Below are 24901 nucleotides of genomic sequence, written 5' to 3' on the forward strand. Positions count from 1 at the left end.
TAACACAGTCAACCAAAGAAAAACAAGTCAAAAACACAACAGTTCACAACCCCGACATAGGAGACATAAGGAAAACGCCACCCGGCTTTCCATAAGCCGCGTGGCGTTTTCCTTCAACAAGAGTATGTCTGACGTTACGCCGGACACATTTCAGCGATTAGCGTGACCCGTCGGGTTCACTCCTCTTCGCCCTTGCCGACCTCGATGCGCACGAAAGCGGTGGCGGTGCCGCCGACTTCCTTGAACAGATCGCCAACAGTCTTGGAAGGATCCTTGACGAACGGCTGCTCAAGAAGCACGACTTCCTTGTAGAAGGCGTTGAGGCGACCTTCGACGATCTTGGGAACGATCTTCTCCGGCTTGCCCTCGGCCAGAGATTTCTCGGTGGCCACACGACGCTCGGATTCGACCACATCAGCCGGAACGTCTTCGCGAGTCAGCCACTTCGCGCCCATAGCGGAAATCTGCAGGGCGGCTTCGTGAGCCACAGCAGCACCGGCCTTGTCGGTGGCGATCATGGCCACGATGCTCGGCGGCATCTCAGCGGACTTCTTGTGAGCGTAGATTTCGACATGATCACCGGAAATCTTGGCGTACTGGCCAACCTTGACGTGCTCGCCGAACAGGGCGGCGGCCTCTTCGATAGCCACCTTGACGGTGGAATCGCCAGCCTTGGCTTCGAGCAGAGCCTCAGCGTTTTCGGCATCGGCCTCAACGGCGTAGCCGAGAATCTCCTCGCTGAACTCAACGAACTTCGGGGTCTTGGCCACGAAGTCGGTCTCGGAATTCAGCTCGACGGCGTAACCGGTCTCGCCGGCGGCGGACTCGACGACCTTGGAGGCGATGGTGCCTTCCTGAGCCTTGCGGCCCTCACGCTTGCCGGCTGCGGCGATGCCCTTGGCGCGGATGATTTCCTTGGCGCGAGCGACGTCGCCCTCGGCCTCGGTGAGAGCCTTCTTGACGTCCATCATGCCGGCGCCGGTGTCTTCACGAACCTGCTTGATCAGTGCGGCGGTAATTGCTGCCATTGATTGTTCTCCTTATAAGAAGATGTTGCTTACCCGTAGACGACGATGGGAAGCGCTGTGGTATTCAGACACTTCCCATCGTAGAGCATCACTCGGCCTTTTCGCCCTCGGCGTTCTGGGCCTCAGCTTCAGCAGCGGGAGCCTCGTTGGTCAGGAGTTCCTTCTCCCAAGCTGCCATCGGCTGCTCGGCGGTTTCGCCAGCGGCCTTGGCACCCTGGCCAGCGCGCTCCAGCAGGCCTTCGGCGACGGCGTCGGCCATCAGGCTGGTGAGCAGCTCGATGCCGCGAATGGCGTCATCGTTGGCCGGGATCGGGTACTCGACGGAATCCGGGTCGGCGTTGGTGTCGACGATGGCGACAACCGGGATGCCCAGCTTGTGAGCTTCCTCGACGGCCAGGGACTCCTTGGTGATGTCGACCACGAACATCGCGGACGGGGTGCGGTTCATGTTACGAATGCCGCCCAGCTGCTTGTTGAGCTTGTCCTTCTCGCGCTCGAGCAGGAGGAGCTCCTTCTTGGTCAGGCCGGAGCCGTGCACGTCGGTGAAGTCCATTTCCTCAAGTTCCTTGAGGCGGTTCACGCGCTTGGAAACGGTCTGGAAGTTGGTCAGCATACCGCCGAGCCAGCGCTCGGAGACGTACGGCATGTTCACGCGGGTGGCCTGGTTGGCGATGGCTTCCTGAGCCTGCTTCTTGGTGCCGACGAAGAGCACGGTGCCGTTGTGGGCCACGGTGGTCTTGATGAAGTCGTACGCCTTGTCGATCATGTCGAGCGACTTGAACAGGTTGATGATATGGATGCCGTTGCGCTGGGTGAGGATGAACTGCTTCATCTTCGGGTTCCAGCGGCGGGTCTGATGGCCGAAGTGCAGGCCAGCCTTCAGCATGTCGCTCATAACGATCTGAGCCATGGTATTACTACCTTTCATTGTCGGTTCTTGCCTGGTCATGCGCACCTGCGTGCAGTCCTTGCCCCGCTGAAGGCGGAATCCGGACCGACCGACACAGGCCGTCGCGAGCATAACGCGTATTTGTTGTGCGCCGGTAGACGATATTGGTTGGCTCCAAACGCCAGCGACTGCGTTCGTTGCCGGGGTGGCACACGAATGTTGAGCCTAGCACAACCCCACGAATAAAGACATGTCTGCGGCAGGGCCTGCGGTAATGTCGTTCAGCGGTTGCGCATCTGCTTCAAAGCGGCGCGACGCTCCTCTTTTTCAAGGCGGTCAAGATAGACATGGCCGTCGAGGTGATCGCACTCATGCTGAAGCATACGTCCCATCAGACCGGTTCCTTCAAGCACCACTTCATTGCCATCCAAATCGATGCCACGTACACGGGCGTAGTCGGCACGACGGGTCTTGTACCACAGGCCAGGAACCGATAGGCATCCTTCATCGCCGTACTGTTCGCCGCGTGTCTCCTCCAGCACCGGGTTGAGCACATAGCCGATTTTGCCTTCAATGTTGTAGGAGAACGCTCTCAAGCTCACACCAATCTGATTGGCGGACAGGCCAGCACGTCCCGGGTCGTCTACAGTCTCCAGCAGGTCGTCAACCAATCGGCGCACGGCAGGGGTGATTTCACGGATTTCGTCACAAGGGGTGCGCAGGACGGGGTCGGGAACGACCCTGATCTCACGGATTGCCACGGATTTACTCCTCGTTCTTTTCGCTGTCCTCTGCCGCGGCATGCGCTCCGGTCTCATCCGGCAATACCGGTTGACCATCCTCATCATCCTCGGCCTTGGACTTCTTGATTTTCTCCGATACGCTAGCAATCGAATCCGACACGCTTGTCTTGACTTGCTCAGAGGCCTGCTTGACCTGTTCGGAGGCTTTTTTGACGGTCTCGGACGTGCTATCGATAATCTTTGCAGTTGCCGGCAACGGCTTGTTGGAAGGCTTCGGCGCGTAAAGCTCATCCTCGATGATATCGGCATATCGCTGCAGCACCTTCGGACGTACGACTTTCATGCTGGCGGTCAGCGTGCCACGATCCTGGCTGAATTCCTCGTCGAGCACGACAAATTTGCGCACAGATTCAGCACGGGAGACATTGGCGTTGGCCTGATCAACGTACTGCTGGATAAACGCTCGCACGGCATCGTTGTCACGAGCCTGTTCCAACGTCATATCCACATCCAGACCCTGGCCGGCAAGCCACGAACGCAACATCTCCGGATCAAGCTCGATCAACGCCGAAACGAACGGCTTGCCGTCACCCACCACTACCGCATGAGCCACAATCGGACAGGTGTCGATGATATCCTCCATCGGCGCGGGACTGATGTTCTTGCCGCCGGCGGTGATGATGATGTCCTTCTTGCGACCGGTGATATAGGTGAAGCCGCGATCCTCAATACGACCGATGTCCCCTGTTTTGATCCATCCATCCGCGGTCATCGCCTGAGCGGTCAGCTCGGGCTGCTTATAGTAGCCGAGGAACACGTTCGGACCGGTCAGCTCGATCTCGTCGTCTTCGCCCAATCGCACGCCCATACCGGGTCCGGGCTTGCCGACCGATCCGACCACGTTATCATCCTGCCAATTGACCAACATCGGGGCGGCGGTTTCCGTCATGCCATAGCCTTGGATAAAGGTGATGTCGTCCATGCCATTAAAGAAATGAGCGAGATCGACATTCAGCGGTGCGCCACCGCATGCAAGCCACTTCAGATTCGGGCCGAGCGCGGAGCGGACCGATTTGCCGACAGTGTTCATGAAGAAGGAATGGCGCAGTCGTTCAGTCAGAGGATGCCCGGCACCGGACTGCTCATCTTTGCTCCAACGGACGAAATGCTTGGCGGCCTGTGCGAAGATACGGCCGCGGATACCCGCGCCGGCTTTCTGCGAAGCGGCGTTGTATACTTTCTCGAATACGCGAGGTACGCCAAGCAGATATGTAGGCTTGAAACTGCGGATATCAGCCAACAGATGCTTGGCGTTCGGAATGTATCCCACGACACCGCATCCACCGAGGGCCACATACTGGATGTATCGGGCGAAGCAGTGCGCCAAAGGCAGGAATAGCAGCAGACGGTTGTCCTCATAAAGCATGTCACGAAGAATCTCATAACCGTTGAGCACGATATGGGTGTAATTACGATTCGAGAGCATGGCCCCCTTGGGCTTGCCCGTGGAGCCGGAAGTGTACACCACAGTGAGCAGATCATCCGCCTTGACTCGGGAAATGGCCAAATCCAGTGTTTCATCGGATACGCCATGACCGAAATCAGCAACCGCGTCCAGCCCATCGGCTTTGAAGTTAAATACATACTTCAACCCCGGGTGGTTGCTTCGAATCTGTTCCAAGGTCTGCGCCCGCTGGAAATCACCGGCGAACGCGATGACGGGGTCAACCTCTTCGACGATGCCGGTCGTCTGCTTCGCGGAGTCGGTTTCATAAACGGGCACCACTACTGCACCGATGGCGGCACATGCAAAATCAACCACTCCCCACTCATAGCAGGTAGGCGAATAGATGAGGACCATGGTTCCGGCTTTGACGCCCAATCCCAGCAAACCCTTGGCCACCGTACGCACACGAGCGAGCATCTCGGTTGCGGTGGCACCATGCCACTGATGAGTGTCGTCATCCTGCCATTCGGCGATGACGTCATCCGGCGTACGGGCGGCTCTGCGGACCAGCAAGGAGAAAACGGTGTCTTCGTCCGTGGTCACGTATCTGGGTTCTTCGACATGTTCACGCATGGTCTCCACTATAGGCGGACCGGTCTATGACGGCACGACGGCTTGCCGTCAATCAACCCAGATCCGCGTACACACACATCCATCGCGATCCGATAAAGCGCAGCTTGAGATTCACGCGGATGTCTTCTTTGCCGATCATGACGAACACCGCCATTTCCAGAGTGTCCTTGCTGATGTTCGTGCCATCGATAAAAGTGGGCACCACCGGCAAATAGCAAAGCTTCGCTTTGAGTTCCGGATGCGTGAGCATATGGGCGTCCAGCAGATACTGCATGGTCTGCAGCCGGTCAAGGCACGGCTTGGTCATCGCTCGATTCAGATGGCTCAGCCCCAGTTTGCCTCGGATGACGTCAGTTGCCGTACATGCCAGTCGACACGAAGCCATCGCCATCGTGTGGCATTCCTGAGCATTCAACCCGCCGATGAAAGTGGAATGGAAATGATACCGGATTGGACGATCCGACGATTCCAACACAATATAGCCGTCATAACCTGGCAACGGCGTACGCGAATTCGTGTTATGAAAATAGTCATCGTAATCCATGACGACCTCTGAATTCCCCCTCAAGCCTCACCTACGTTGGTAAGTGCTGAGAACTACATCACCACGAATAACGGTCCAAGTCAAATTACGCGAGCGTTCCTTTCCCTGAAGGCACCTCAACAGGGAAAGGCTCCAGCATATGAACACATACGCTGGAGCCCTCAACAGTTTCAGGTTTTGACGAATCGCCACGTTCAACGGAACCAGCGAAACGCCCTGCCTGCTACTTGAACAATCCTGCGGCTACTGCGCCATATGAGGAGTAACCACCATACCGCAACGCTGGAAATTCTTCACATCCACGTATCCGGTGGAGGCCATGGCACGCTTCAAGGCACCGATGAAATTCGTTTTGCCATCGGCCTGATGACTCGGCCCGAACAGGATCTGCTCCAAGGAGCCGACCGTGCCGACCGTGGTGCGGTACCCACGCGGCAATGTTTGATGACGAGCCTCGGCACCCCAATGGGTGCCCTTTCCGGGCGCCTCGGTGGCTCGTGCGAGCGGGGCGCCAAGCATCACCGCATCAGCGCCAAGAGCCAACGCCTTGACGAAGCTGCCGGAATCTCCCATACCGCCATCGGCGATAACCTGCACATAACGACCACCGGACTCATCCATGTAATCACGGCGAGCTTCCGCCACATCCGCGATGGCGGTAGCCATAGGCGCATGGACACCGAGAGTCTGTCGCGTAGCAGATACGGCACCACCGCCAAAGCCTACCAGTACGCCGGCGGCACCGGTGCGCATCAGATGAAGCGCCGCAGTGTAGTTGGCGGCACCGCCCACAATCACCGGCACATCAAGGTCGTAGATGAACTTCTTCAGATTCAATGGCTCCTGACCGGAGGAAACATGCTCCGCGGAAACCACAGTGCCGCGAATCACGAACAGATCAACACCGGCATCAACCACGGTAGAGTAGAACTGTTGCGTGCGTTGCGGAGACAGCGATCCTGCCACGGTTACGCCAGCTGCACGAATCTCGTGCAGACGCTGCGTAATAAGCTCCGGCTTGATGGGCTCAGCGTAGATCTTCTGAATGCGCTCGGTGGCCTGTTCGGCAGGCAAACCGGCGATTTCGTCAAGCAACGACGTCGGATCGTCGTAGCGAGTCCATAAACCCTCAAGGTCCAGAACGCCAAGCGCGCCCATCTTACCCATGGCTATGGCGGTGGCCGGACTAGTCACTGAATCCATCGGAGCACCGATCACCGGCACATCGAACTCATAGGCATCGATCTGCCAAGACGTGGAGACGTCTTCGGGATCGCGGGTACGACGAGATGGGACGATGGCGACATCGTCAAGTGAATAGCCGAGACGGCCCTTTTTGCCCAAACCGATTTCAATTTCCTGAGACATGGACTCAAGCCTATTGCCGGGGACGGACGCGAAGCCCTCAAGTGTCCACATACTCGTATCCATCGGCCCCACGTTACAAACATGCGATATGACTAGAACATCTTCACACCAGCTCTAGGGAGGAAACATGGCCAAAATCAAGGTCGAAGGCACCGTTGTCGAACTCGACGGCGACGAGATGACCCGCGTTATCTGGAAAGATATCAAGGATCGTCTGATTCTGCCGTATCTCGACGTGAATCTCGATTACTACGATCTGGGCATCCAGCACCGTGACGAGACCGATGATCAGGTGACCATCGACGCCGCCCACGCCATTCAGAAGCATCATGTGGGCGTCAAATGCGCCACGATCACTCCTGACGAAGCCCGAGTCAAAGAGTTCGGGCTGAAGAAGATGTGGAAATCCCCGAACGGCACCATCCGCAACATTCTGGGTGGCACCATCTTCCGTGAACCCATCGTGATGAGCAACGTGCCGCGTTTGGTGCCCGGCTGGACCAAGCCGATCGTGGTGGCGCGCCACGCTTTCGGCGATCAGTACAAGGCTACTGACTTCAAGGTGCCGGGAGCCGGACAATTGACCGTTACCTTCACCCCGGATGACGGATCTGAGCCGATTCAGCATGTGGTCTACAATTACGGCCCGGATGGCGGCGTGGCTCAGGTGCAGTACAATGTGAACGATTCGATCCGCGGCTTCGCACGCGCATGCTTCAACTACGGTCTCATGCGCCACTACCCGGTGTATCTGTCCACCAAGAACACCATTCTCAAGGCCTATGACGGCCAGTTCAAGGACATCTTCGCTGAAATCTTCGAAACCGAATACAAGGACAAGTTCGAGGCCGCCGGGCTCACCTATGAGCACCGTCTTATCGACGACATGGTGGCCAGTTCATTGAAGTGGCATGGCGGCTACATCTGGGCTTGCAAGAACTACGACGGCGACGTGCAGTCCGACTCCGTGGCGCAGGGCTTCGGCTCGCTGGGCCTGATGACCTCCGTGCTCATGACCCCGGACGGCCAGACCGTGGAGGCCGAAGCCGCACATGGCACCGTGACCCGCCATTATCGTCGTTGGCTCAAGGGTGAGAAGACATCCACCAACCCGATTGCCTCGATCTTCGCTTGGACCGGCGGCCTTAAGCATCGCGCTGATCTGGATGGCACTCCCGAAGTGCGGCATTTTGCCGAAACCTTGGAGAAGGTCATCGTGGATACCGTGGAAGGAGGCCAGATGACCAAGGATCTCGCCATGCTCATCGGCCCTGACGAACCATGGCTCGATACTGAAGGATTCATGAACGCATTGGATGAGAACCTGCAGAAGGCGTTGGCCGACTGACGCTGCGTCTTCCCGGCCGTCCTTTCCTCAGAGTCAGCGCGAAAACGCAGAGGAAAGGACGGCTCGTCTTGCTTCCCTGATTGTTCCCGGATATATGACGATTTACGCCATATGCCCGGGACTTTTCATATACCGGCGACTACTATCGTTGTTCAGCTTGTTGTTTCGACATCCGTTTTCAGGATTTCAAGGAGGTTCCGTCTGCCTATGGTGTCTGCACGCCGCCCACTCACTGTTCTTGTTGCAGTCCTTGCATCCTGCGCAACGCTGTTGTCGTTGACAGCATGTGTTTCCGGCTCCGACGCCGATGATATCAAAGGCAACTCATCCACGGTGACATCATCCTCTGCGGGCTCGGTGGCGCTGTTCACCCCGTCCGACGGCATCACGTTAAATCAACAGACCCCACTCAACAAATGGGCCAAACTGGTGCCCGATCTAACGAAGGCTTTGGTCGAAGCCGGAATGGAAAAAGGCAACATCTCCCATAAAACCTCGGATTCGTTGGATAAGCAGAGTCGAGCCATTCAGGATTTTGTCGTCAGCCATCTTTCCGAGACCGGCAGTTCCAATGATTCCAAGATCACCATCGCTCCGGAAAACATGACGTTGCTTGTAGCACCGGTGGTGAAATCGGACGCTTCAACCAGACAATACGGCGACTACGTCAGTCAGGAGCTGAACACCAACGGCACTGGCGAAGAAGGAACCGATAACGACGACAACTCCGATAACGACGACAACGCGACTTCGCACGAATCAGGTGAGGTCAACGGCGGAGAAACCACACCAGACGATGAACAGTCCCAGGCAGCAGATCGTCTGGTTTCCTCTCTGAAGCTGGCGCAGGAATCCGGCATGCATGTGATCTTGCTAGGCAACAGCATTACCGGATATGAGCCGGACGCATTCGTGAAATTCTCCGACGCGCAGACCATTGGCAAGATACAGGCCGAGAAGGTGAAGGCCAAGCTGGAACTCGATAAAGCGAGCAAGGACAATCCGAAACAAATCGAGGTGCTGCTGCCCTATGAGGCCAAGGATGACAACGGGAAGGCCGTAGACACCACATTCGCGCAAGAAGCGTTCCAAGGTATCTGGAGCGTGCTTGGAGCCTATTATCAAAAAGGTGTCATAGAGAGTCCGTCTGGCGCGTTGGATGCCGATTCCGCACAGGACGATTGGCAAAACGTCGCTTATGATGCCTCTCAGGACAATGCCGTTGCCGATACACTCAAAAAACGGCTGGCGGCCAAGTCGTCAGCCTCGTTGACGCGCATTGACGCCATTATCGCCATGAACGACTCCGTGGCTTCTGATGTTGTTGCCACTCTCGACGATATGGGATACACCGGTTCCGCCGCAGACATCAACCCTCAGATCACCATTTCCGGCATTGTGGGCAATATCACCGGCAAAAAGGATTTGTCTCGTCAGGCAGTACCTGATCCAATCAAATCCCCGGAGAAGGATAAGGCCGGCACGGAAACCGATGGTTCCGACACCGACGAAAGCACGGCCAGCAAGAATCGTGATTCTCGATGGCCGCTGGTGACAGGATACGGCGCTTACGTATCGGTCATCCCTTCCATCGTCAACGGCAAGCAATGGATGACCGGGCTGGAGGATCGTCAGGCGTTGGCGTCTGATATCGCCCAGGCATGCACGTTGCTGAACACAGGAAGCACGCTCAAATCCATGTCCGTCGTACACAACACTACGGTTGCAGGGGTCAAGAAAATACCGACAATCAGTGAGCCGACCATCGCCGTCAGCGCCAGCAACCTCAAAGCCGAGCTCATTGACCCCGGTTATATCTCTCTGGCCGACGCCGGATTGTGATTCGTTTGTCCTGGATCTTTTGCCGTTGGCACTTAGACCGTTCTCTGACCAGTCGTCTTCGAGATATCCACCGTTTCGCTAGTCAGAAAGAAGGGAAGCCGAAAAGCGGCTTTACGACAATACGACGTCTCGACGCGTACGATTCAGGATCCAGATAATCGTCGGCTCCGCGTTTCAACCCCCAATGCAGACACTGGTCGTCACAATGATCTGAATTGCCAGCGACCACGCCTATGGCCTGCCCACGTGTGACCGATTGTCCTACCGATAGTTCAGTTTCCGCAGGCTCAAACGTTGAGGTAACTCCGCCCCTATGTCGTATGCTCAACACCGTTTTACCGGCAACGCTTCCGACGAAACTCACGACACCCGCTTTCGGAGCGACAATCGAAGCCCCGGACCCGGCAGCAAGGTCTATGCCACGATGCCCGGCCGACCATGGATTTAGCGGACGTTCGAACTTCCTCACCATCTGCGGAGGAATGACGGGCCAGATATATGCCGCCTCACATGATCCGGCTATCTGATGTTCGAGGGCAACCGCACCGGTAAAATCTGCGATGGAATAATCTGCCGTTCCACTCACCAGCATTCCATCGCTACCCTCATAATGCGAATCGACGATCCACCCTAATCCCAGAGCCAGAAGCAACCCCATGGCTGTTACTGCGGAGATGACCGCATCCATGCGACGTTTATGCTGTTGTTCCGCTTGTCTGCGTATATAATCTCGCCACTTTGCAACTCGTTGCGCCTCATCGCGACGCCAATCAAACCACGACATGTCTTTCCCTCCTACCTTGACATATCCGTGCATTCACCGGCTCTTGCACCGGTTATTCCAGATTGGCTGACGACAAGCACGGCTGTCTACTCACATCGACCTATGTGGTTCCAGCTTCCGAAGTTATCCACATTGCATGTCTCGACGATGCCTGAACGTTTCCTTTGGCCGATACGCATATTGCAAAACCGTCGCAGTGGTTCAGCGCGTAATACAAGACAGAAATCCTTGCTAGACCGTGAAAGCATCCTCTAGGACGAGGCAATTCGGCGGTCAGAGAGCTCCGTAAGAGGAGATTTGAGGAGGTATGCGAATTTATTGACTGCTATTGACTACCGAACCTGTTTTGGTCGGATGAGAGAATCCCGAAAACGACGAAACCCCTTGATTTTCAAGGGGTTTCAGCTGGCTCCTGCGACTGGGCTTGAACCAGTGACCGTCCGATTAACAGTCGGATGCTCTGCCAACTGAGCTACGCAGGAATATTCAATTTTCCCTGACCGATTACCTGATCAGGAGAGCTCCTGCGACTGGGCTTGAACCAGTGACCGTCCGATTAACAGTCGGATGCTCTGCCAACTGAGCTACGCAGGAATATTTCCTCATGCACAAGATTCCTCTCGCGCACAAGTCATATATATTACATATCTCGCAGGAAAAAGCAAATTACGTGCGTTCAGGGCATGTCGCGCGAAATTACGCGTCCATAGCACGCTTATGACCAGTACCGCTGCAATCCCGCAGCAAAGAACTTCCCTGCATACTCACCTTACATACTCACCTTGGTCAGAGGCATAGCCGAATCGATGGCGAAATCAGGAGCGCTGGGAGCCACGCCGGCCTCCACAAGGTTCACGCCGAGCATGGCCACCATGGCACCATTGTCCGTGCAGAGTTTGATCTGTGGAATGCGTACTTCCACGCCGTGCTTCTCACCGTATTCCAAGAGCTTGGCTCTGAGTTGCGAATTGGCAGAGAAGCCACCACCCACGATAAGCGTGTTGGAATCGTACTGTTCGCAGCCGCGCATGGCCTTACGAGCGAGCACAGTTGCCACGGAGTCAGCCAAGGAGGCACATACATCGTCTACAGGGATTTCGCGGCCATCAGCCTGTTCGCTTTCCACCCAGCGCGCCACGGCGGTCTTGACGCCGGAGAAGCTGAAGTCGTAGGGGTGGGCGGCACCGGCCTTACCCTGAGTCAGACCTTGGGGCACGCGGATGGCATGCGGATCACCGTGTTGCGCATGGCGGTCAATATGAGGGCCACCCGGATAGGGAAAGCCGAGCAAACGTGCGACCTTATCGAAGCACTCCCCCGCTGCATCATCCAATGTGGTACCCACTACGTCAATCTTGCGGGGCATATCTTCCACATGCAACAGTGACGTATGGCCGCCGGAAACGATCAGAGCCAGTGTGTCCGGCGGGAAAGCGCCGAACTGCAATTGCGTAACCGCGATATGCCCGATTACATGGTTGATACCATACAGAGGCTTGCCGGACGCCCATGCGAGGGCCTTGGCACCGGAGACACCCACAGCGAGGCAGCCGGCGAGTCCGGGGCCGGCGGAGACGGCGACGGCATCCACGTCGGCAAGAGTCATATTCGCGTCGGCGAGCGCTTTGGAGACGCATGGCACGAATGCCTCGGCATGGGCGCGAGACGCGATTTCGGGGATCACGCCGCCGTATCGCGCGTGTTCCTCCATGGAGGAGGCTACGACGTTGGAGAGTAGCGTACGTCCCTGCACGATTGCCGCCGCGGTTTCATCACAGGTGGATTCGATTCCCAGTACGATTGGTTCGCTCATGATTCCTTACCGTTCTGTTCTGTATGTTCGGCTGTATGTTCGGTATTGTGCTCGGCCGCGCTGTCGTTGTCCGGCTTGGTCTTGTCCGCAACATCATCCATGCCGTTGTCTGAACGTTGAAAGCCGATGATGCGCGGTTCGAGGTCCAATGCCATAACGTAGGCATCGATACCTTCAGGTTGGTAATAGCGTTTGCGCATACCGATCCGTTCGAATCCAAGCCCTCGATACAAAGCGATGGCCGGTTCGTTGATTACGCTGACTTCCAGTAGCATGCGTCGTGCGCCTTGGGCCTTGGCCCGTTCGATGAGGGTTTCCATCAATGCCCGAGCAATCCCTTGGCGTTGATGGGCGTGACCGACTCCTACATCCATGATTTCGGCATCTTCGCCGTCGTACCAGTAACCGGCGAACCCACGTACAGAACCGATGCCAGCGTCAACGGCATCATCAATGTCATCACCGATAACGTCGAACACGTACGTTCTGCCCGGCCCAGTAAGTTCCTCACGTACAGACGTCTCGCTCCACGCATGGTTGCCGAAAAGTTCGACCTCCAGCGCGCGCATGGCGGCAACGGCTCCCTCGTGGTCGAATTTGCTCACATCGACGATCATCAGGCGTTACGCTCCGCGCCATCATGACCAAGCACATGCTTAAGCGGGGCCGGCACTTCGGCGTCTGGACGGCGCAGATACAGCGGTTCGACCAGAGTGTCCGGCGATTTCTTGTCATTGAGTTCCGCTTCGGCGGCGAAAATGCCGAGTCCCTGCTTCCCTTGGTCGAGCACGGAATCGTCGATGATGTCACCGACCGATTCGATGCCGCCTAGCTCGGCCGCGTATTTTTTGGCACCGTGACCGATTACGTCGACCATTACGTCGCCTTCGACGGTCGCACGATATGCGCGTACTGCCTGATTGACTCGTTCGACGATGGAGGACGGGTAGTCGATGTCCATGCCGATCAGCGGCTTGGCGACGTCCGTCTCGCCTGTCCCCTTGCCTCCGACTGGGTCCGGGCAAAGTTCGAAGTACAACTGCTTGCGTCGAGCGTCATTGACGGCGAGCGTGAGCACATGGAAGGTTTGGGGGCTCCCGAGCGTGCCCGACTTGCCGCGGCGGATAAGGTTCCACTGTGCCTGCGGTTCAAGCACGTTCTGGCCAAGCAGTTTCGCGCCGGTGGCGAACGCCAACGCCTTGGCTGCCACGATGCCGGCACGCAAGCCGGTGAATGGCGCAGGGCCGACACCTACCACGATCTCATCCAAGTCGGAGGGTTTGAGACCGGCATCGGTTATAGCACGGGCGATGTTGCCTTGCAGCTTTTCCACATGGGTACGCGAATCGGTTTCCACAATGGGTTCATGTCCGGTCACGCCGACCGTGGAACCGAATGAGGTGTCAATCACCAGCGTATGCGTCACCATGCAATCCTCCTGCGTCACATCGGCCACCGGCCGCGAAAAACCCTTACGAGTCTACAACCAACTCTCTAGGAATCAGAGTGCGAACGAATCCCAGCGCGGCCCCACCGGCACGAATGTCACGGTACGTTCACCGTCACCGGTGAGTTCGCCGCTCGCATCCATAATTCGAGCGTCCTTCAGCGGGCGGTCGATGTGAATCTCCAATCGTTCTGGTGCCAACGCGGTAGCCATCTGCTCGCCCCATTCCATGAGTACCACGGTGTGTTCGCCGGGATCTTCTAGTTCCTCGTCCAGTCCTAGCGACTCCAGCTCGTCCAGCAGCCGGCCGACTGCGTCCTGTCCAGGCGCATAGGACACGCCACCGAGACGGTAGACATCCACGTGCACCAAATGCACGAGGGTGCCGTCTGCGAATCGTCCATCAAGTTCACGAGCAATGGTGAAGGTGGGCGACACGATAGGTTCAGTAATATCAAGCCCTGCACCAAATCCCTGCGCGAATGTGGTCTTGCCCGCACCGAGCGGCCCGGAGAGCAGCAGCACGTCGCCTCCTCGAACCAGCTGCGCCACCTGACGGCCCAACTCCCGCATGCGCTCTCCAGTCGGCACGGATACCGTGATGTCATTTGCGCCCATTGTCTCGTTTCTCTTTCCCGTTCTTTTTCGTCTTCTTCGTGTCAAAGATTGCGACGTCTTTCACGTCACCACTAACGACCTTTCCGACCGATGTCTTCAATGCACCGTTCCAACGCATACATCGGGTCTCCGCCGTTCGATTTGCTTTGCTCATCCGCCCATGCCAGCATCCGTATGCAATGCGCGAGTCCCGCAGAAGTCCATCCACCGAGTTGACGCATCGCATTTTTCAGCACCCATGGATTTGTCTTCGCCTCAGCCTGCGAGATGGTTCCTGACCTCACTGCGGATGCCTTGGCTATCGTTCTGAGTTTCATGGCAAGCGCGCCAATCAGCGCTATTGGATCAGTGCCTTGTTCCACGGCGGCGCGCATCATCACGATGGCTTCGTCGGTGTGTCCTTCTACGGCTTTGTCCGCCACGGCAAAACCGGTGACCTGCGGATTGGCTGTCAGATACTGATTTACCCGTTCCAAACCGATCGGATTGTCGTCGAAGTCAAAGCACAGCTGCTCGCACATTGCTGCCAGCTCTCCGGTTTTGCCTCCGAGTACGGAAACGAGCTGCTGCGCCGCCATCGGTTCAATGCGACGTCCGCGTTGTTCGAACTGCGCGATGGCAAAGTTGAGCTGCGCATCCGGTTTCTTCAGATCGGGAACGTCTTCCTTGCGAGCGCCGGCCTTGACCAACTGGTCAAGTATGCGCTTGCCTTTTGCGCCACCCTCGTGTTGACAGATCACCACACTGGAGTCGGATGGATCTTTGACGGCTTCCTTCGTGTAGGCCACGACTGCTTCGGCAAGCTTGTCGTCCGCATTCTGCAGGTTGACCAGTTTGACTACAGCCACATCCGATAGCAGGGATGGGCTTACGGCTTCGTCGAAGGCGTACTGATCGGCACCGGTGGCGTCCAGTTCGATGAGTTCGGCGTCCGGCCTGGCTTTGAGCGCTTTGGCGCACAACTCCTTGACACGTTCATTGTTGAGGTATGAGTCTCCTCCGGGCACCACCGTTACCGGTACGTTCGCTGCTGATCTGGCCATGCGTCCATCTCCCCACACAGCTTGGACAAGCTACGTCTGCATATCGTATTGCAGGTGGATGATGACCAAACTGCGAGCAGGAACGTCAGCGTCTCATAAACAGCTCCAGGTCAGTCATAGGCTTCATCCAGTAGAGTGTCGATTTCGGGGAAATGCTGGGGACTGGGCCGCCAGACGGGGTGACCGGCGGCGACCACCCAAACCGGATGATTCAGTGTGTGCAGGTTCCTGTATGGATCGTCATTGAGCACCACAAAATCAGCGAATTTGCCGACCTCCAACGAACCGGTTATGCCGTCAACGCCAAGCACGCGCGCATTCACTTGCGTGACGGCGTGTATCGCCTCCTGAGGCGTGAATCCAGCGAATCGCACCAACAGTTCCAACTCACGCCATGTGGCGTATTGCGGCACGAAGGTCATGCCTGTGTCTGTTCCGACGCCGATGACCAGACCGGCCTCATGAGCTTGTTTGGCACCGGCCACCATGCCTGCCACCACGTGCTTTGAGTTTTCCAGTTGGATATCCGTAATACCGGTTATGTCTTGTCCGATCATTGTAAGCGGCAATCCGGCGGATAATGTCGGCACCAGTGCGGAATAGCCACGTAGCGAATTCGGATTATGGCGGAACAACGCAATCAGCTCATCGTCCAGTGTGCTGCCATGTTCGATGGTGTCTACGCCGGCGGTCAGCGCACGTCGTACGCCTTCCGGACTTTGCGCGTGCGCGGCTACGATGATGCCGTGTGCGTGTGCTTCATCGCAAATGGCGCGCATCTGTTCCACGCTCATTTGCGGACTGCCGGCTTCGCCTGTTTTCTGTGCATCGGTTACGCCGCCGGTTGCCGCGATCTTGATCACGTTCACGCCGTGGGCGATGTTGGCCGCCGCTGTTGCACGCGCCTCCTGCGGCGTGGCGCTGGTCAGAGCTATCAACGGTGCGCCATGGCCTTCCGGGATCGCCAGCAACGGCCCGGAAGACAGAATACGAGGTCCTGGCATCTCCCCAGCATTGACACGATCCCTCAGAGCCGTCACCTCATAACCCACGTCGCCGAGCGTACGAATCGTGGTGACTCCGGATTCCAGTAACGTCATGGCATTGGTTTTGACCAACGTATCCAGATAAGGCTTGCCGAGCGGCGAATGCACGAACTTGGAAACCATGCGTTGTCCTTGAGGCGTGGCGAGACGCGGATTCAGTGGTTTACCTTGCGCAAACAGGTGCGTATGAAGATTGATCAGGCCCGGCATTACGGTTTTTCCCGTGCCGTCGAGATAGTGGTATTCCTCGGGAATGCTGGTTTCGATGCTGGGCGCGATTTGTTCGATGCGTCCGTTCGCCCCCACCAGAATGGTCATGTTGTTGCGCACGCTACCGGCCGCGTCTGCCATGACGACATGCACATGCGACAGGGCGAACGGTTCGACGATCGGATTGTACTGATATTTGCGCGAGAACTTCATGACCTGCTCCTTTGACTGGCCGACTGTCACGCTCCACTGTAGCGTCCGACGTGAAAGACTCGCGGCCGTCGCGACTCACTCCCGTAAGTTCTGCACGATGCCTTCAAGGGCAAGAGCGGCACAAACGCAAGAGGCATCGAGTCAGCGACCGTCCGCGTCTGGAATGAGCAGCCGACGCGTCTCCTGCCACCAAAGCATCATGCGAAGGCGACGGGTTGAGCCGAAATACCGGCCGGGCAAATCCGCATCAGCACCGTCCTGACCGCGCCGCCGGACGATACGGACCGTGAATACTGCGAGCGCCGCGATCCCGCCCTCCGCCGCCAGCATCAGTACGGCTCCGCTCACCCCTTCCGGCCAAGGCAGCACAGCCCAATCGCTGGCTCCGAGCCACATCGCCACTTGTTCCATGACAAGCGTACCCAACGATGCAATCCATGCGAATAGGCCCGCCAACCATGGCGCGCACCATGCGCAGGACAGTGCCATGAGCCCGGTTAAGGTGGCGAAGCCTACGAATGGCGAGACCAGCAGGTTTGCCGGTATGGACAGCAATGGCAACTCGGGTTCCATCAGTATCTGAATAGGCAGTGTGAAAATCTGTGCTCCCATGGTCATTGCCGTCATCTGCGCAATCGGCTCCGGCAACAATCGGCGAAACGCGTCGCTCAAAGGCTTGGTGAATAGCACAATGCCGATTACCGCGGCCGAGGAGAGCGCGAATCCGTAGCTTCGTGACATGTCGGGGTTGACTATGAGCACGACGATCACCGTCCAGCTGAGGGCGCTTACCGATTGCGCGCGTCGCCCTATGCCATATGCCGCGATACCCAGCAATCCCATGATGAGGGCTCGGGTAACCGAATCACCGGGAAACATCAGCAACGCGAGCAACACGTATGAGCATGCCATCAGCATGGCGCTGATGCTTCGTTTGAGCAGCAATCTCATGCACGTTCTGCGTACTATATCGGCAAGCAGTACGAAATGTCCGCCGGAGACCGCCATGAGATGCATGATGCCGCAGCGTTGGAATCGTTCTTCCAATGTATTGGAGTAAGTCTCATTGATGGCATTCGTGCGACTCGTCGTCAGCGTGTCAGACGAGATCTCGTATGCCGGGCTGCCCGCCACGCTTGCATAATCCTGACCGAGTACGCCCATGGTAAGACCGGGGACCAATATTCGGCCTTGATCGGAAAGTCGTTCGGTAGCGTGGAAGAACGACTGCTGCATATGTTCTATCATTGCGCGATGCCATGGCGGTTCTTCGACTTGTGCAACCGCCGATCCGTCTTCCACCGACAGCCATAACGGCATGCGACCGTATTCGGATTCCTTCAGGGTTCCGCTCAAATGGTAGACCGCTCCCCTATGGATTATCGAACAGTGTTGTGCCGGCATATAGACACGCGCTTGGGCGGAAGATCGCTGCATTGCTGGATTGACCTGTTCACTGCGGGCGGCGGGAATGGACACGTCCATGCTGATGCCGTTGAGCCTCACATCCGCTTGGCAAGCGTATTCACGTCGGTCGGAGGCTACCATCGGTGCGATAACGGTGGCTCGTACTTGCGTAAGAGTGCCATGGTTCCTGGCCCATACCGAAGCCGAGTCACGCCATGCCGCGCTATCCGCCGCAATGGCGGTGATGCCGCCGATGCACGCCACCGCAAGACATACCGCCACCGTGCCCATCCATCGTGTTCTCAATCGCGTTGCCATTATCAGCGCTACTACTGCCAAGATGATAACGATCGCCGTCATCACATGTGCCGATGCGGTGGCGGAAGTAGATACCGCACTGTTCATCGCGGTCTTCGCGCTCTCGGGCTGAGCCGCTGCACTCCACTCGTCGAAAGCGAGGTGGGCGGAAAGACTTGCGGACCATAAAGTCAACGCCACCGGCAGAAGCCGCCAGTCGCGGCTTCCCTGTTCACGCAGCATCCAATCCATCATTCCTCCTCAGCGCACTGTCACCTGTCCGCGAATCTTCTCCAATGTTTTGGATCCGATACCTTTCACGTCAAGGAGCTGCTCCACGGAGCCGAATCGTCCGATGGCCTTACGATGTTCTAAAATCCGTTCTGCGGTAACCGGACCGATGCCTTTGATGGTCTGCAATTGTTCGGATGTGGCGGTGTTGAGATCGATACGCCCATCCTGCTCCGCCGAGGTCGCATCCTCGTCTAATGTCCGGCCTGTTTGGTCGGCGTCACCGTTTCGCACATCATCGTGTCGTTCGGCTGTCGCCGAATCGTCGCCATCCTCACCGGTGTCATCGTTGCTGTCGTTGCTGTCATCGTTTTTGCCGGAAGTCTGTACCGCATTACGGTCGGATGACAGAACGGAAAAGTTCATCGCCTGTTGCGCCAGAAGTGTCAGACTTATGCCAAGTGAAGTGACCAGCAGCAGTATCACCACCAGCGCATGATTGATGGCGAACGTGAGCCGCGGCTTATCTCTGTTACGCCGCGCCGTTTCGTTCATAGCATCGGATGGTCTCACGCCGATCAGCATGGAAAGCGATTGCCGGCCGGAAAACGCCGGTTTCGTATCCTGTTCTGGCCGAATGGATCGTTGTGGAGCAATCATCCTTGATGATTGCCTCCGGGAAGGCAACGGCACGCTGTGTGCGCTATGCGCGCTGATACGTGTGGAGTCGTTCTCCATCGAATGACGATACGGTTTTGAGCCACGCGGGTCGGCCTGGCTCTCGTTGCGATGAGCTTGCATGCGACCTGACAATGCGTCGAGTCGTGCCGCTGCATGCGCCACGCGGACGGATTGAGTCGAACGACCGCCGGTGAAGAGATGAAAAACGCCCATGCACTCCAAATTGAGGGGTGCATGGGCGTTTTGTCCAGCCGGAATGAGGTATGTGGTTCCAGCTTATGAACTTATCCACACTGATGCGCGTCAGTGGCGAACCGGCCCGCATCAGTCATCCCGATGCCGCAATTCGGCTCAGGTTCGGCCGAAGTTATTCCGCGGGCACGATGGAGACGATCTTAGGCGCCTTGACGATCACCTTGCGCGGCTCCTTGCCGCCAAGGCGTTCGGCCACGGCTTCCAATGCCTTCTTCTCCAGTTCGGCCGGATCGATATCCACCGGCACTTCGAGCTTGGCGCGCACCTTGCCCTTGATCTGCACCACGGCGGTCACGGTGTCGTGACCCACGTAGCGTTCGTCCGCCACCGGCCACGGCTCGGCGGACAGGGATTCGTTATGACCGAGCTTGTTCCACATCTCCTCGCAGATGTGCGGGGCGATCGGGGCGAGCATCAGAATCTGCGGCTCGACGGCGGCACGCGGCACGGACTTCAGAGAGGTCAGGTGGTTGTTGAGCACGATGAGCTTGGCGATGGCGGTGTTCGGGCGCATGCCCTCCATCTCTTCGGTCACCTCGGCGATCGTGTTGTTGAGGAGCTTCAGGGTCTTCTCGTCCGGAGTGTCTTCGGACACATGGGCTTCACCGGTGGTCTCGTCGATCACGTTGCGCCACAGACGCTGCAGGAATCGCATGCCGCCGACCACGTTGCGCGTGTTCCACGGACGGGATTCGTCCAGCGGACCCATGCTCATCTCGTACAGGCGGAAGGTGTCGGCACCGTAATTCTCGTACATGAAGTCCGGGGTCACAATGTTCTTGAGGGACTTGCCCATCTTGCCGAACTCACGGTTGGCGTGCTCACCGTTCCACGTGAACGTCGGCTCGCCGGAGGCGTCGGCTGGGCCTTCCACGACCTCGTCGGCCGGCACATACTGGCCACGGTCGTCGGTGTACGCGTAGGCCTGGATCATGCCTTGGTTGAACAGCTTGTGGAATGGTTCGGCGGAGTCCACATAGCCCAGGTCGAAGAGGATCTTATGCCAGAAGCGGGAGTAGAGCAGGTGCAGCACGGCATGCTCCACGCCGCCGATGTACAGGTCCACGCCGCCCTCGTCACCGGAGTACTTGTTGTGGTTCGGACCCATCCAGTAGTCGAACTCGTCCTTTTCGACCATGCGGGCCGTGTCGGTCGGATCGATGTAACGCATGTAGTACCAGCAGGAGCCGGCCCAGTTCGGCATGGTGTTGGTGTCGCGATAGTAGGTCTTCTTGCCGTCGCCCAGATCGAGCTCGACCTTGACCCAGTCCTCGTTGCGGCTCAGCGGAGCCTCCGGGTTGGATTCGGCGTCCATCGGGTCGAAGGTGCGCGGCTCGTAGTCCGGCACATCCGGCAGGTTGATGGGCAGAGCGGAGTCCGGCAGCAGGTGCGGGGTGCCGTCCTCACCGTAGACGATCGGGAAAGGCTCGCCCCAGTAACGCTGACGGGAGAACAGCCAGTCACGCAGACGGTAGGACACGGTGCCCTTGCCGACACCTGCGGATTCAAGCCATGCGTTCACCTTGGCGATGGCATCGTCCACCCGCAGACCGTTGAGGCTCAGGGCATCGCCCTTGGCCTTGGTGGCGTCCACGGCGGAATTGATGACGATGCCGTCGTGGGAGACGAACGGCGCCTTGCCCTCGTAGTTGTCCAGCGAATCGCCGGATTCCGGCAACGGCTGGACGGTGTAGATGACCGGCAGACCGAACTTGACAGCGAAATCGTAATCACGCTGATCGCCGCCCGGCACGGCCATGATGGCACCGGTGCCGTAATCCATGAGCACGTAATCAGCAGTGAACAGAGGCAGCTTCGCACCGGTGATCGGATTGATGGCATACAGGCCGGTGAACAGGCCGGTCTTCTCGCCGGCTTCATCCACACGATCCTTCGCGGTCTTGGATTCGGCGGCGATACGGTAGGCCTTCATGCCTTCGGCCGGAGTGGCGTAGCCGCCCTTCCAGGCTTCCGGCACATCGGCAGGCCATTCCGCGGGTACGTACTGGAGCAGGTCATGTTCCGGGGAGACCACGGCGAACGTGGTGCCGAACAGGGTGTCGGGACGGGTGGTGTAGATTTCCATGTCCTTGACACCATCGGCGGTGGGCACCTCGAAGTGCACGGATGCGCCGTGGGACTCACCGATCCAGTTGCGCTGCATGAGCTTGACTTTTTCAGGCCAGTTGATGCCGTCGAGATCCTCGATGAGTCGGTGGCCGTACTTGGTGATGCGCATGGACCACTGACGAAGTTCACGCTGGAAGACCGGGAAGTTGCCGCGCTCGGACTTGCCTTCGGCGGTGACCTCCTCGTTGGCGAGCACAGTGCCAAGGCCCGGGCACCAGTTGACCGGGGACTTGGAGATGTAGGCCAAGCGGAAGTCGTTCAGAATATCCTGCTGCTCGGCTTCGGTGAGGTCTCGCCACGCCTTGCCGTCGGTCTCATGACCGGGGATGGTTTTCTCTCCGGATTCGAATTTGGCGACGAGTTCGCTGATCGGGCGGGCTGAACCCTTGGTACCGGAAGGGTTGGTGGCCTCATCGTCATACCAGGATTCGTAGATGCGCGAGAAGATCCACTGGGTCCAGCGCACGTAGCCGGGGTCGATGGTGGCGAAGGTACGGCGGTTGTCGAAGCTCAGACCCATACGATGCAGCTGGCGGGACATGTTGGCGATGTTCGTCTCGGTGGTCACGCGCGGATGCTGGCCGGTCTGCACGGCGTACTGTTCGGCGGGCAAACCGAAGGCGTCGTAGCCCATGGCATGCAGCACGTTTTCACCCTTCATGCGGTGGTAGCGGCTCACCACGTCGGAGGCCAGATATCCGAGAGGATGTCCTACATGCAGGCCTTTGCCGGACGGGTATGGGAACATGTCCATGGCGAAATAGGCGGTACGACCTTCGGCGTTGCGGCCCTTGCCGTCCTTCAGATCACCGTTGACGTTGGCCGCCCAGAAGGTGCCATGCTCGTCCCAGTACTGCTGCCATTTGTTTTCGATGTCCTGCGCCAGTGCGGCGTTGTAGCGGAAGCTGGGCTCTTCGGTTTGCGTGCTCTTCTCGTTGTCACTCATAAACAAGCAAAGTAGCCGCGCAACTGGACACGCCATCGCCGTCACTCGGTGGTCGAGTCAGCATCCGAGACAATGGCCCGAGGATTGTCACCTGTCGTTGTTGCAAGTCCGGTGTTGCGATGAAGCCGATCCTGTGCCGCCGACAGATCGCCATCGCGAACCATGTCCTGCAACGCTTCGGCTATTTCCTCGGCAAGTTGCGAATCGCCTTTCCCTACCGCGATGCCGTATCGTACGGCACCCCGATCTTCAAGCACCGTCATATACTGCGGCCCGTTAGCCGATCTCAGGCCGGACAACACAGCAGAATCGGCAACGATGGCATCCGCCGAGCCCACCTGCAATGCCGTGACGCATTGCGCGTAGCTGCTTCGGGGCCGCACAGTCACTTCAGGATGGCTGGCATGAAACAGCGCAACGGTTTCATCGCCTTTCACTGCGCATATAATGCGGTCAGAGAGGTCGCGGCCGACGGCGGATAAATCACCGCTCACATCATCATCGCCTCCGATGAACCTGTCACGGTCATCGACGCGGACCAGCAATCCCACCCCTGTCTGCAGGTATGGTCCCGCGAAGTCGACCTGGCTCATGGACCCATCGGTTACCGGCCAAGACGCCACGACCATATCCACCTGGCCATCATCCAGCATGGCGAATCGGGTTTCCGGACGTACCTGCTTGAAGATGATCTGCTTGTTCGCATACCCGAGTTTAGCAGCCACATATTTGGCGACCGTCACATCGAAGCCCTCGTATTCGCCATCATGCCATGCCCCGATTGCCGGCTCGTCGGCCGGCACGCCAATGGCGATGGTGGGACCTTCCGGCGCGCCGGACACCGTGGTGACCTGTACATGGCCGCAACCGACAAGCGCCGGAGCGCAGACCAGCATCGCCATCACCGCAGCGGCTAGACGGATACCCAGACGGCTTGCACGACGAGGACACCTAGGCATCGGCGTGCGTCACTTGAACATACGCGAACGGGTGAGGAACCATGTCACAGCCACCGAAAGCGCTATGGAGATAAGGATGATCGTCAAGAATCCCCATGATTTGTCACTCAAAGGCATACCGAGCATGCCCTCCTGGAAATTCATGCCGTACATGGAGAAGATCAGCGTGGGAATCGAAAGCGTGATGGAGATGATGGTGAAGATGCGCATCACATTGTTCAGGTTGTTGGACACGATCGAAGCGAACGCATCGGTCATGTTCGCAAGAACGCCGCTGTAGATGTTGGCCATCTCGATAGCCTGTTTGTTTTCGGTGATGACGTCGTCGAGCAGGTCTTCATCATCCGGGTATTTCTTGATACGTTGCAGCGTGGTGAGTTTTTCCATCACGATTTCGTTTGATTTCAGCGATGTGGTGAAGTACACCAATGTTTTGGACAGTTCCATGAGCATTACGATCTCACGGTTCTGCATCGAGTGGCGCAGCTTCAATTCGAGCTTGTCGCTTTCCCGGTCGATGATGCGCAGGTAGCGCAAATACATGGTGGCGTTGCGATAGAGGACCTGCAGGATGAATCGTGAACGCATATACGTGTTGAATCCACGGATCGTGCCTTCCATGAATGGATGGAGCACGGGCGTATCTTGCATGCAGACGGTGATGATGAGGTTTTCAGTCAGGATGATCGACAACGGGATGGTCTCGTACCAGTCGCGCCCGCCACGTTCCTCCACGGTGGGGATATCCACGATGATCATCGTGTAATCATCCTCGACGTCCACACGTGAACGTTCCTCATCATCCAACGGGGCGCGCAGATCGGCCAGATCGATGCCGGTCTGGGAGGCGACGGTGGCGAGCTCCACATCGGTGGGTTCGCTGAGACACAGCCATGCGCCGTTTTCCGGTTTTTCGATCTGCTCCACTTGGCCGTTGATCGAGCTGAAGATTCTCAGCATGATGTGTTCACCCGCCTTT

At 57.6% G+C, this 24901-nt stretch carries 20 protein-coding genes and 2 tRNA genes; 2 read left to right on the top strand and 20 right to left on the bottom strand.

What is annotated here, in order from left to right; all coding sequences use genetic code 11:
- Positions 1–176 precede the first annotated feature (176 nt).
- From tsf to G1C97_RS04865, 6 genes are all read right to left on the bottom strand, one after another.
- Complete coding sequence (gene tsf, locus G1C97_RS04840; protein ID WP_169240784.1) at positions 177–1028, bottom strand: translation elongation factor Ts; 852 nt, start codon at positions 1026–1028, stop codon at positions 177–179.
- Between the two features lie 88 nt (positions 1029–1116).
- Positions 1117–1938, bottom strand: a complete 822-nt coding sequence (rpsB, locus tag G1C97_RS04845; RefSeq protein WP_100495838.1) for a 30S ribosomal protein S2 — start codon at positions 1936–1938, stop codon at positions 1117–1119.
- A 260-nt stretch (positions 1939–2198) separates the two neighbouring features.
- The gene (gene def / locus G1C97_RS04850) at positions 2199–2678 is read right to left on the bottom strand and encodes a peptide deformylase (RefSeq protein ID WP_169240785.1); all 480 of its coding nucleotides are present in this window, start codon (positions 2676–2678) and stop codon (positions 2199–2201) included.
- A 4-nt stretch (positions 2679–2682) separates the two neighbouring features.
- Positions 2683–4740 (bottom strand): AMP-dependent synthetase/ligase, encoded by a 2058-nt coding sequence (locus G1C97_RS04855; protein WP_169240786.1) that lies wholly within the window; start codon positions 4738–4740, stop codon positions 2683–2685.
- Between the two features lie 52 nt (positions 4741–4792).
- The gene (locus G1C97_RS04860) at positions 4793–5131 is read right to left on the bottom strand and encodes a hypothetical protein (RefSeq protein ID WP_100495957.1); all 339 of its coding nucleotides are present in this window, start codon (positions 5129–5131) and stop codon (positions 4793–4795) included.
- Between the two features lie 396 nt (positions 5132–5527).
- Positions 5528–6652, bottom strand: coding sequence for a GuaB3 family IMP dehydrogenase-related protein (locus G1C97_RS04865; protein ID WP_169240905.1), 1125 nt, complete (start codon positions 6650–6652; stop codon positions 5528–5530).
- A 127-nt stretch (positions 6653–6779) separates the two neighbouring features.
- On the opposite strand from G1C97_RS04865, the gene G1C97_RS04870 reads away from it, so the two are divergent.
- Both G1C97_RS04870 and G1C97_RS04875 read left to right on the top strand, forming a co-directional pair.
- Positions 6780–8000 (top strand): NADP-dependent isocitrate dehydrogenase, encoded by a 1221-nt coding sequence (locus G1C97_RS04870; protein WP_169240787.1) that lies wholly within the window; start codon positions 6780–6782, stop codon positions 7998–8000.
- 207 nt (positions 8001–8207) lie between these two features.
- Positions 8208–9842, top strand: coding sequence for a substrate-binding domain-containing protein (locus tag G1C97_RS04875; protein ID WP_169240788.1), 1635 nt, complete (start codon positions 8208–8210; stop codon positions 9840–9842).
- Between the two features lie 82 nt (positions 9843–9924).
- Here the strand turns inward: G1C97_RS04875 and G1C97_RS04880 are convergent, their stop codons facing one another.
- The 14 genes from G1C97_RS04880 to G1C97_RS04945 form a co-directional block, all read right to left on the bottom strand.
- A complete protein-coding gene (locus G1C97_RS04880; RefSeq protein WP_169240789.1) occupies positions 9925–10626 on the bottom strand; it encodes a M23 family metallopeptidase in 702 nt (233 codons plus the stop codon).
- Between the two features lie 406 nt (positions 10627–11032).
- Positions 11033–11108, bottom strand: a tRNA-Asn gene (locus tag G1C97_RS04885).
- Positions 11109–11147: 39 nt separating this feature from the next.
- Positions 11148–11220, bottom strand: a tRNA-Asn gene (locus G1C97_RS04890).
- Between the two features lie 175 nt (positions 11221–11395).
- Positions 11396–12439, bottom strand: a complete 1044-nt coding sequence (gene tsaD, locus G1C97_RS04895) for a tRNA (adenosine(37)-N6)-threonylcarbamoyltransferase complex transferase subunit TsaD (RefSeq protein WP_169240790.1) — start codon at positions 12437–12439, stop codon at positions 11396–11398.
- Complete coding sequence (gene rimI / locus G1C97_RS04900) at positions 12436–13056, bottom strand: ribosomal protein S18-alanine N-acetyltransferase (protein WP_169240791.1); 621 nt, start codon at positions 13054–13056, stop codon at positions 12436–12438. Before rimI ends, tsaD begins: the two co-directional genes overlap by 4 nt.
- Positions 13056–13868: a tRNA (adenosine(37)-N6)-threonylcarbamoyltransferase complex dimerization subunit type 1 TsaB gene (tsaB, locus tag G1C97_RS04905; RefSeq protein ID WP_169240792.1), complete on the bottom strand. Its 813-nt coding sequence runs from the start codon at positions 13866–13868 to the stop codon at positions 13056–13058. Before tsaB ends, rimI begins: the two co-directional genes overlap by 1 nt.
- Before the next feature lie 72 nt (positions 13869–13940).
- Positions 13941–14504 (bottom strand): tRNA (adenosine(37)-N6)-threonylcarbamoyltransferase complex ATPase subunit type 1 TsaE, encoded by a 564-nt coding sequence (gene tsaE / locus G1C97_RS04910; protein ID WP_169240793.1) that lies wholly within the window; start codon positions 14502–14504, stop codon positions 13941–13943.
- 71 nt (positions 14505–14575) lie between these two features.
- The gene (holA, locus tag G1C97_RS04915; RefSeq protein WP_169240794.1) at positions 14576–15547 is read right to left on the bottom strand and encodes a DNA polymerase III subunit delta; all 972 of its coding nucleotides are present in this window, start codon (positions 15545–15547) and stop codon (positions 14576–14578) included.
- A gap of 110 nt (positions 15548–15657) precedes the next feature.
- Positions 15658–17016 carry a metal-dependent hydrolase family protein gene (locus tag G1C97_RS04920; RefSeq protein WP_169240795.1) on the bottom strand — a complete coding sequence of 453 codons (1359 nt, stop codon included), beginning with the start codon at positions 17014–17016 and terminating at the stop codon, positions 15658–15660.
- A 141-nt stretch (positions 17017–17157) separates the two neighbouring features.
- Positions 17158–18975, bottom strand: coding sequence for a ComEC/Rec2 family competence protein (locus G1C97_RS04925; protein WP_240951011.1), 1818 nt, complete (start codon positions 18973–18975; stop codon positions 17158–17160).
- A 6-nt stretch (positions 18976–18981) separates the two neighbouring features.
- Entirely contained in the window at positions 18982–19845 is an 864-nt protein-coding gene (locus tag G1C97_RS12220) for a ComEA family DNA-binding protein (protein WP_240951012.1), read from the bottom strand.
- A gap of 154 nt (positions 19846–19999) precedes the next feature.
- A complete protein-coding gene (gene leuS / locus G1C97_RS04935) occupies positions 20000–22963 on the bottom strand; it encodes a leucine--tRNA ligase (protein ID WP_169240796.1) in 2964 nt (987 codons plus the stop codon).
- Positions 22964–23004: 41 nt separating this feature from the next.
- On the bottom strand, positions 23005–23922 hold the full coding sequence (locus G1C97_RS04940) for a transporter substrate-binding domain-containing protein (protein WP_169240797.1): 918 nt from the start codon (positions 23920–23922) through the stop codon (positions 23005–23007).
- A 9-nt stretch (positions 23923–23931) separates the two neighbouring features.
- Positions 23932–24882, bottom strand: a complete 951-nt coding sequence (locus tag G1C97_RS04945; RefSeq protein WP_169240798.1) for a magnesium transporter CorA family protein — start codon at positions 24880–24882, stop codon at positions 23932–23934.
- Between the last annotated feature and the right edge of the window lie 19 nt (positions 24883–24901).

This window comes from Bifidobacterium olomucense (assembly GCF_012932375.1).
GTDB classification, from domain to species: domain Bacteria; phylum Actinomycetota; class Actinomycetes; order Actinomycetales; family Bifidobacteriaceae; genus Bifidobacterium; species Bifidobacterium olomucense.

Coding starts and splice junctions, on each gene's coding strand:
- tsf (WP_169240784.1), bottom strand. CDS start 1,028: ATGGCAGCAATTACCGCCGCACTGATCAAGCAGGTTCGTGAAGACACC.
- rpsB (WP_100495838.1), bottom strand. CDS start 1,938: ATGGCTCAGATCGTTATGAGCGACATGCTGAAGGCTGGCCTGCACTTC.
- G1C97_RS04855 (WP_169240786.1), bottom strand. CDS start 4,740: ATGCGTGAACATGTCGAAGAACCCAGATACGTGACCACGGACGAAGAC.
- G1C97_RS04860 (WP_100495957.1), bottom strand. CDS start 5,131: ATGGCGATGGCTTCGTGTCGACTGGCATGTACGGCAACTGACGTCATC.
- G1C97_RS04865 (WP_169240905.1), bottom strand. CDS start 6,652: ATGTCTCAGGAAATTGAAATCGGTTTGGGCAAAAAGGGCCGTCTCGGC.
- G1C97_RS04870 (WP_169240787.1), top strand. CDS start 6,780: ATGGCCAAAATCAAGGTCGAAGGCACCGTTGTCGAACTCGACGGCGAC.
- G1C97_RS04875 (WP_169240788.1), top strand. CDS start 8,208: ATGGTGTCTGCACGCCGCCCACTCACTGTTCTTGTTGCAGTCCTTGCA.
- G1C97_RS04880 (WP_169240789.1), bottom strand. CDS start 10,626: ATGTCGTGGTTTGATTGGCGTCGCGATGAGGCGCAACGAGTTGCAAAG.
- tsaD (WP_169240790.1), bottom strand. CDS start 12,439: ATGAGCGAACCAATCGTACTGGGAATCGAATCCACCTGTGATGAAACC.
- rimI (WP_169240791.1), bottom strand. CDS start 13,056: ATGATCGTCGATGTGAGCAAATTCGACCACGAGGGAGCCGTTGCCGCC.
- tsaB (WP_169240792.1), bottom strand. CDS start 13,868: ATGGTGACGCATACGCTGGTGATTGACACCTCATTCGGTTCCACGGTC.
- tsaE (WP_169240793.1), bottom strand. CDS start 14,504: ATGGGCGCAAATGACATCACGGTATCCGTGCCGACTGGAGAGCGCATG.
- holA (WP_169240794.1), bottom strand. CDS start 15,547: ATGGCCAGATCAGCAGCGAACGTACCGGTAACGGTGGTGCCCGGAGGA.
- G1C97_RS04920 (WP_169240795.1), bottom strand. CDS start 17,016: ATGAAGTTCTCGCGCAAATATCAGTACAATCCGATCGTCGAACCGTTC.
- G1C97_RS04925 (WP_240951011.1), bottom strand. CDS start 18,975: ATGATGGATTGGATGCTGCGTGAACAGGGAAGCCGCGACTGGCGGCTT.
- G1C97_RS12220 (WP_240951012.1), bottom strand. CDS start 19,845: ATGGGCGTTTTTCATCTCTTCACCGGCGGTCGTTCGACTCAATCCGTC.
- leuS (WP_169240796.1), bottom strand. CDS start 22,963: ATGAGTGACAACGAGAAGAGCACGCAAACCGAAGAGCCCAGCTTCCGC.
- G1C97_RS04940 (WP_169240797.1), bottom strand. CDS start 23,922: ATGCCTAGGTGTCCTCGTCGTGCAAGCCGTCTGGGTATCCGTCTAGCC.
- G1C97_RS04945 (WP_169240798.1), bottom strand. CDS start 24,882: ATGCTGAGAATCTTCAGCTCGATCAACGGCCAAGTGGAGCAGATCGAA.